At 68.9% G+C, this 7,089-nt stretch carries 4 protein-coding genes and 1 pseudogene; all 5 read left to right on the top strand.

What is annotated here, in order from left to right; translation table 11 throughout:
* Positions 1-797, top strand: a pseudogene (locus tag FNL14_RS11965) (transglutaminase domain-containing protein); the annotation flags it as partial.
* Complete coding sequence (locus tag FNL14_RS11960) at positions 794-2,323, top strand: RDD family protein (protein ID WP_220126165.1); 1,530 nt, start codon at positions 794-796, stop codon at positions 2,321-2,323. The pseudogene FNL14_RS11965 and the gene FNL14_RS11960, both read left to right, overlap by 4 nt.
* The gene (locus tag FNL14_RS11955; protein ID WP_255470806.1) at positions 2,320-3,360 is read left to right on the top strand and encodes a PP2C family serine/threonine-protein phosphatase; all 1,041 of its coding nucleotides are present in this window, start codon (positions 2,320-2,322) and stop codon (positions 3,358-3,360) included. The genes FNL14_RS11960 and FNL14_RS11955 overlap by 4 nt, the downstream gene beginning before the upstream one ends.
* Positions 3,347-5,362, top strand: coding sequence for an FHA domain-containing protein (locus tag FNL14_RS11950; RefSeq protein WP_142060304.1), 2,016 nt, complete (start codon positions 3,347-3,349; stop codon positions 5,360-5,362). Before FNL14_RS11955 ends, FNL14_RS11950 begins: the two co-directional genes overlap by 14 nt.
* On the top strand, positions 5,359-7,062 hold the full coding sequence (locus FNL14_RS11945; RefSeq protein WP_142060302.1) for a serine/threonine-protein kinase: 1,704 nt from the start codon (positions 5,359-5,361) through the stop codon (positions 7,060-7,062). The genes FNL14_RS11950 and FNL14_RS11945 overlap by 4 nt, the downstream gene beginning before the upstream one ends.
* Positions 7,063-7,089: the final 27 nt, after the last annotated feature.

The following is a 7,089-nucleotide window of genomic DNA, read 5'->3' as shown; positions in this document are numbered from 1 at the left end:
ACCCCACCCCGCCCAAGGACAACGTGCCCATCCCGCCGGATCCCGAGAACAAGTCCAAGCCCAAGCCCCAGGTGCTGCAGCCGCCGCCCCCGCCGCAGGAACCAGCGGACCTGCCGCCGGACTCCTCGCCGGACGCCTTGGACGCGGACCAGAAGAAGAACAACCCCTGGCTGTTCTGGGGAGCGCTGCTGGGCGCCCTGGGCGTGGCGCTGATCCCGCTGTCCATCCTCGCGTTGCCGCTGCTGCTGGTTGCGTTGCTGAAATCACGACGCCGGAAGTCCCGTTTCCGGGACGGTGACCCCGCGCAGCGGGTCGGCGGAGGCTGGAGTGAGGTGGTGAGCCTTGCCACCGACATGGGCGCCGCCGTCGACACCCGCTCCACGCGCCGCGAAAGCGCCGCCGTGCTCGCCGAGGCGTTCCCCGCCAGCGGCGGCACCACCACCATGCTCGCCAGGCGGGCTGACGCATCGATCTTCGGTGCCGGCCAGCCCAGCGAGGACGAGGTCCGGGAGTACTGGACCATCGTTGACGGCTCGCTGAAGGAGATGACCTCCACTGTGGGGTTCTGGCGCCGGCAGCAGGCACGGTTCTCTCCACGTTCCCTGCTCGCAGACGCGCGCACCCTCCTGGGCCGCCGGGGCGCCGGGCTGGCACTGCCTGTTCTGCCGTCCCTCAAGGGGAGCGGCCGCCGTCGTCCGGCGGGGCCGGAAGCGCCAGCGGGGCCGGCCGGACCCGACGCAGCAGCTCCCGATGCAACAACTCCCGAGACCCCAACGCAAGGATCCGGAACCCAGTGACAGACGACGCCGGGCGTTGCCCGCACTGCCGGCAACCCATCCGCGCCGGGGCTGCTTTTTGCAACGCCTGCGGCGCGCCCTTGCCTAACCGGTCGGCCCGCAGCCTTCGCCAGCCCCACCTGGTGGCTGAGCAGCACGCCGGTGCCCCCGCCGCGCACCCGTCCCCGATTCCCGGTACTATCCCGGTAGTAGAAAGGCCGCAGGCATTTCCGGCGGCAGGTATCAACGCGGGCACAGGCCGGGGGAGCGCCGGCGGGTCCACCGTGCAGGTGGGGGCCGGTCCAGGGGGAGGAACGGGAATGGCAGTGAATCTTCAGCTTGTTCCAGCCACGGCGGGCAAGCGCCTTGGCGCTGCCGTGATTGACTGGCTCCCGCCCCTGGCTGTCCTCGTGGTGACATTTGCCCTCGGTTTCGCCGGCATCACCCGCACCCGCAGCGGCGGCTTCATCATCTACGACACCGCCTCCTTGGTGCTGTTCGGCGGGATCGGGCTGGGACTGACCCTCGTGTACCTCTTTGTGGTGCTGGGGTGGGAAGCCCGGACCGGCAAGACCCTTGGCAACCTGCTGATGGGGATCCGCAGTGCGGACAATGACGGCTACGCGCCGGGCGCCGGTCCTGTTTTCCTGCGCGGCCTGGTCACCGGGGCGGGCATCCTGCTGGCGCTGCTGGCGGCCATCCTTGTGGTGGTCTTCCAATGGTTCGCGGTTGCCTTTTTTGTGCTTGGCCCGCTGGTGCTGGCGGGAACGGTCTGGGCTGTGCTGGTGGTGGTCTCGAACAGCTGGGACAAAAACGGCCGGCTCCGGGGCTGGCATGATACTGCCGCGAAAACCCTCGCCTTCGATGTCAAGGCGGGCCGGAACCCCATCACCACCGGCGGAATCCAGGGGCCGTACAGCTTTGCCCCGCTGGACCTGCTCCCGGTGCAGCAGGTGTTGTCGCCGGTGGCAGGCGCCAACGCGCCAAAGGTCATCGACGTCCGGCAGCCAGCCGCAAATTCCCTCCCGCAGGTCCCCGGCCCCGCTGGTCCTGCCGCTCCTTCTGGCGTCGCTCCTGCCGCAGCGGCTCCGGTCCGGACGGTCCCCGCTGCGGCGCCTGTCCAGACAGTTCCGGAACCGCGCGACCAGCAATGGCACCCGGACGACGACGTGGACCGCACCCAGGTGCGCCCCGGCTCCGCAACACCTGCACCGGTGGCGGTCCTGCGGATCAGGCTCGACGACGGCCGCGACTTCCAGCTGGACCGCAGCGTGCTGGTGGGCAGGAACCCTGTGGGCCAGGCAGGCGAACAGCAGGCCCAGCTGCTCGCCGTCGATGACCCCGGCCGGTCCATTTCCAAGACCCATCTCCACCTTCTGACGGACGGGGCGGGCGTCTGGGTGACGGACCGGAACTCCACCAACGGCAGCGCCGTCACCACCCCCGACGGCCACCGCACGCCCCTTCAGCCGGGAGTGCCCGCATTTGTTACCCCGGGATCCAGTGTCCATTTTGGAGACCGTACCTTTTACCTAGGACAGGCATGAACCAACAGCCCGCAAGCGTTCCCTCCAGCACTAAACCGGGGGCAGGGCTCAGCCTGAGCGTCGGCCACGGGACGGACCGGGGACTCCGCCGGGAGTTGAATGAGGATTCGTACATTGCCTCCGATCCTGTCTTCGCCGTGGCGGACGGGATGGGCGGACACGAAGCCGGTGAGGTTGCCAGCGGCATGTGCGTCCGGGCCCTGGCGTCGATACCCCAGCTCACTACGGGGGAGCGGAGCGTCACGGCTGCGGTCCTCCAGCAGTACCTTGTGAAGGCGGACGACTCCATTCGCGAGGCGACCGGCGCGCGCGCCGGCACCACCCTCACTGGTGCCGTCATCGTGGAACAGATGGGCATGCCGTACTGGCTGGTGATGAACATTGGTGACTCCCGGACCTACCGCCTGAGCCAGGGCAGGTTCGAGCAGATCAGCGTGGACCACTCCGAAGTCCAGGAACTCGTTGACGCCGGGGAGATCACCGCAGAGCAGGCCACCATTCACCCGCGCCGGCACGTGGTCACGCGGGCGCTGGGGACCGGAGATGAAACCGAGGCTGACTATTGGCTGCTGCCCGTGGAGGAAGGCGACCGCATCCTCGTCTGTTCCGATGGGCTTACCGGCGAGCTGACGGATGACCACATCTACCGGATCCTCAGCACGGTGGGCCACCCCCAGGATGCGGCGGACGCCCTGATCCAGGCTGCGCTTCGCAGCGGCGGCAGGGACAACGTCACGGTCATTGTGGTGGACGTCCGGAACGTCCTCAACGATGCCGGTGCAGCAACCACTGCGCCACGCCCGGAGACGGCCGAAGACGAAACAACACTGCCCCGAACGGGGACCGTAGATCGCACGGGCACCGTAGATTCAAGCACTCGGGAACCAGAGGCTGCGGAACCGGGCACTGTTGACGTGGGCGCTGTTGACGCGGGCGCTGTTGTCTCGGGCACTGCTGACGCGGGCGGTGTTCAACCGGACGCCGGGGAACCGGGCGCAGCCGACGAGAGTGGGGAACCGGGCGATGACCGCCGTTAGTTACGTCCCCGGGACCTGGCTGGGTATCGTCCGCTCCCACACAGTTGTCCTCCTCGAGCCGGGCACCAAGCCGGCCCTCGTTGCCGCACTGTGGGGCCTGCTCGAAAGCCGGCCGGAAGTGCACGAAGTCCTTCATGCGGTGACCAGCAGTTCCGGGGGATCGCTGGCCAACATCCCGTCCTTCGGCATCCTCGACTTCCAGGGACCACTGCGCGTCTTCCTGCGCGGGGACCTGGACGTCACTGTCCAGTCGGCCGACGGCCCGGTGGAGCTGAACGGCCGGGACGTGACCACCTGGACCGAGCGGCGGCTCGATCAGTCCGGGCTGTGCCGGCTGGTGATTCCGGCGGCGGGCCGGAGCCTGCACCCCGAGCCAGCGTCCCTGCACGCCGACCTGCCGGACCTGCCACTGGCGGAGGGCGTGGTGCTGCTGCAGTCCCTGGTCCTCACCCTCGGTGCCGGGTCCAGCGGCGCCGCAAGGCCTGCTCCAGCAGCCGTTGAGCCCGCTGTTGCTGCCGGAACCGCTGCTGCGGCGCCCGCTGCAGCGGCGCCCGCTGCAGCCGACACGGCCGCGCCGGTTTTTGCAGCACCTCCGCTAGCGGAGCCCACCTCCGCGGTCCCGGCCCCCGTGATTGAAGCGCCCGAAGAGGCTGACCTTCCGGAGATCACTGTTGCTCCTGAGCATGGGGCGTCGGCGGAGACCGTTTATGCGGTCATTGATGAGGACTTCGAGGACGACGGCCTGGCCGAAACCGACGCTGCCCCGGAGCCAGGCGTTGACCCAGAGTCAGGCGCTGACCCGGAGCCAGAGGCTGATTCGGGGGCTGACGTCGGCCCGGGGACTGACGCTGCCCCCGCCACTGATGCTGGCCCTGCAACTGACACTGGGCGCAGTGCGGCCCCGGAGGACACCACATCCAGTGCTTCCGAACAGCCAGTGGCCAGCGAGATGACCAGCTCGTATGACCACCTGTGGGAACGGACCGTGGTCCGCAGGATCGAAGATGCCGCCGTCCGGGAAGAGCCGGAGCCGGCAGACCAGCCGGAGCCTCAGGCACAGGACCACGAAGCCGCTGAACTGCGGGCCGTTGAAGATCAGGCCGTTGAACAGCAGGTGGCCGGGGAGTCATCGGAATCTGGCCCGGCCGATACCCCTGCCCGCCCGGAAGTATCCCCTGCGACGGCAGGCGCTCCGCCCGCCGTCGTTTTGGAGGCACCTTCCGCCGGTTCTCCCAACTCCGCGCCCATGGCCCCAACCAGCGGGCTGATCGACTCCGTGCCTTGGCGGACGGCGGCCGGGGGCAGCAGCGAACCGGCGCCGCCGAGTGCAGTTCCCGCACCCATGTTGTCGGCGGCACCCTCCACTGCCTCCGTGGCCCCAACTCCAGCCGCCCCTGTTGTATCGGTTCCTGTTGCGCCCGCTCCGGAAGCAAACCATGCGGAATACGACGCCGACCACGACGGCCAGACGGTGATGAAGGGCAGCCTGAAAGGGATGGCCGCCCGGTCCGTCCGCACGGTGACAGACTCCTCTGAGGTGGGCGGCCCGCTGGTGCTTGCACGGCTCTGCCCCCAGGACCACCCCAATCCGCCCACCAGTGCCACTTGTGCCGTCTGTGGCGCGGGGCTTCTGCCCGACGCAGTCCAGGTGGCCCGTCCGCGCCTGGGACGGATGCGCATCTCCACCGGAGAACTCGTGGACCTCGACCAGTCGCTGGTGATCGGCCGGCAACCCTCGGTGTCCCGGGTCCAGGGCGGAGTGATGCCCCGGCTGGTCCAGGTGGCAAGCCCGGGAGGGGATATCTCCCGCTCGCACGTCGAAGTCCGGCTGGAGGGCTGGCACGTGATGCTGTGCGATCTCAAAGCCACCAACGGCACCGTCCTGGTGCGTGAAGGGCAGTCCCCGCGCCGCCTGGCCCAGAACGAGATGGCCATCCTTCTGGACGGGGACATCGCTGAACTGGGCGACAACATCTCTCTGCGTTTTGAGGAGATTCCTTGAGTTCCAAACGGCCGCCTGCGCCGCCGCCCCGTATCGCGGGGTTCACCTACATCAGCCTGCTGGGATCCGGCGGGTTCTCCGACGTCTACCTTTACGAACAAGACCGGCCCCGCCGAAGGGTGGCCGTCAAGGTGCTGCTCTCGGACCTGAAAACCGAAGGTGCGCGCCGCCGGTTTGAGTCCGAGGCCAACCTCATGGCCCAGCTGTCCTCCCACCCGTACATCGTGACCATCTTCGAGGCGGAGGTTACTGACGACGGGCACTCCTACCTGGCCATGGAGTACTGCTCGCGGCCCAGCCTGGACGTGCGGTACCGGCGGCAGCGGTTCAGCGTTGATGAGGTGCTGGCCGTCGGCATCCAGGTGGCATCCGCCGTCGAGACCGCCCACCGCGCGGGCATCGCGCACCGCGACATTAAACCCGCCAACATCCTGGTGACGGACTACAACCGGCCTGCCCTGACCGACTTCGGCATTTCCGGGACCCTGGCCGGCGACGCCGACGGGGACTCCGGCATGTCCATCCCGTGGTCCCCGCCGGAACAGTTCACCGACGGCACCGTGGACGGCGTGATGGTGGACGTGTGGGCGCTTGGTGCGACGCTGTACACGCTGCTGGCCGGGCGGTCGCCCTTTGTGATGCCCGGCGCCGACAACTCCCAGCGCGAGCTGATCAGCAGGATCAGCAACATGCCCGTGCCCCGGCTGGGCCGCGCCGACGTCCCGGAATCCCTGGAACTGGCATTGTCCACGGCCATGGCCAAGTCACCCCAGTCCCGGTACTCCTCGGCCCATGCCTTCGCCCTTGCCCTGCAGCGCATCCAGGCGGAGCTGAACCTTTCGGTGACGCCTTTCGAAGTTCTCGAGGAGCCGCACCAGGAGGACAGCCACCCCGATGACGGCGCCGAGGAAACGCGGGTGCGGAGCATCGCGGCCATCGACCCGGAGCGGACCGGCAGTGCGCCCACTTTCCCGGCCCGCACCCGGCCGCAGGTCCCCGCACAGGAGGCGCCGCCGTCGCGCTTTACCCCGCCGGCCGCCCTGGCGCCGCCAGCGCCTGCTGCCCAGCCCCAGGACTGGACCCCCGCCACGGTCCTCCGTGGCGCTGCCGGCAGTGCGCCGGTTACCCCCCGACTTTCCCAGGACGGCAGGATTCAGGCCGGCGGGCCCCACGACGGCAGGCTTCCCGACGGCGGAGACGTTGCCGATACAACGCTCCACCGGCCCGCAAAGGTGGAAGAACCTGCCGAAGCCGCCGCTTCCGGCACTGACCACGGGAAACGCAACCTCTGGCTTGCCATCTCCGGCGGTACCCTGCTGGTCCTCGCCGCGGTAGTCGGAATCGTGATCGCCAACGCCGCACCGCAGGCGCCCAAGACTACGCAGAGCCAGGAAGCCAGCAAGCCGCCGCCCGATGCGCTGGACAACGGCACCGTGCCCGACGTCGAAGGGCTCACCGGAACCCTGACCCCCGGCGGCGCCTCGTTCACCTGGAACAATCCGCAGCCCAAGCCCGGAGACACCTACAAATGGCGGGTTTACACCATCGGGGGCGGCGGCGAATACCAGTCCATCGCCCAGCCCCCCATCCAGGTGACGCCGAACCCGTCCGGGCAGACCTGCGTCCAGGTGATGATCGTCCGCTCGGACGGCGCCTTCTCACCGATGGAAGAAGCCTCCATCGCCTGCACCGGCCCATGACGGCGCCCCGATCCAGGCACTTACACC

The sequence above is a fragment of the Pseudarthrobacter sp. B4EP4b genome (assembly GCF_006680095.1).
GTDB lineage: Bacteria > Actinomycetota > Actinomycetes > Actinomycetales > Micrococcaceae > Arthrobacter.
The sequence above is the reverse complement of the archived record's forward strand: the minus strand, read 5'-3'. Positions and strand labels throughout refer to the sequence as shown.

What these genes read in the sequence shown, in the direction of transcription:
- FNL14_RS11950 (WP_142060304.1), top strand. Translation starts at nt 3,347, where the DNA reads ATGACCGCCGTTAGTTACGTCCCCGGGACCTGGCTGGGTATCGTCCGC.
- FNL14_RS11955 (WP_255470806.1), top strand. Translation starts at nt 2,320, where the DNA reads ATGAACCAACAGCCCGCAAGCGTTCCCTCCAGCACTAAACCGGGGGCA.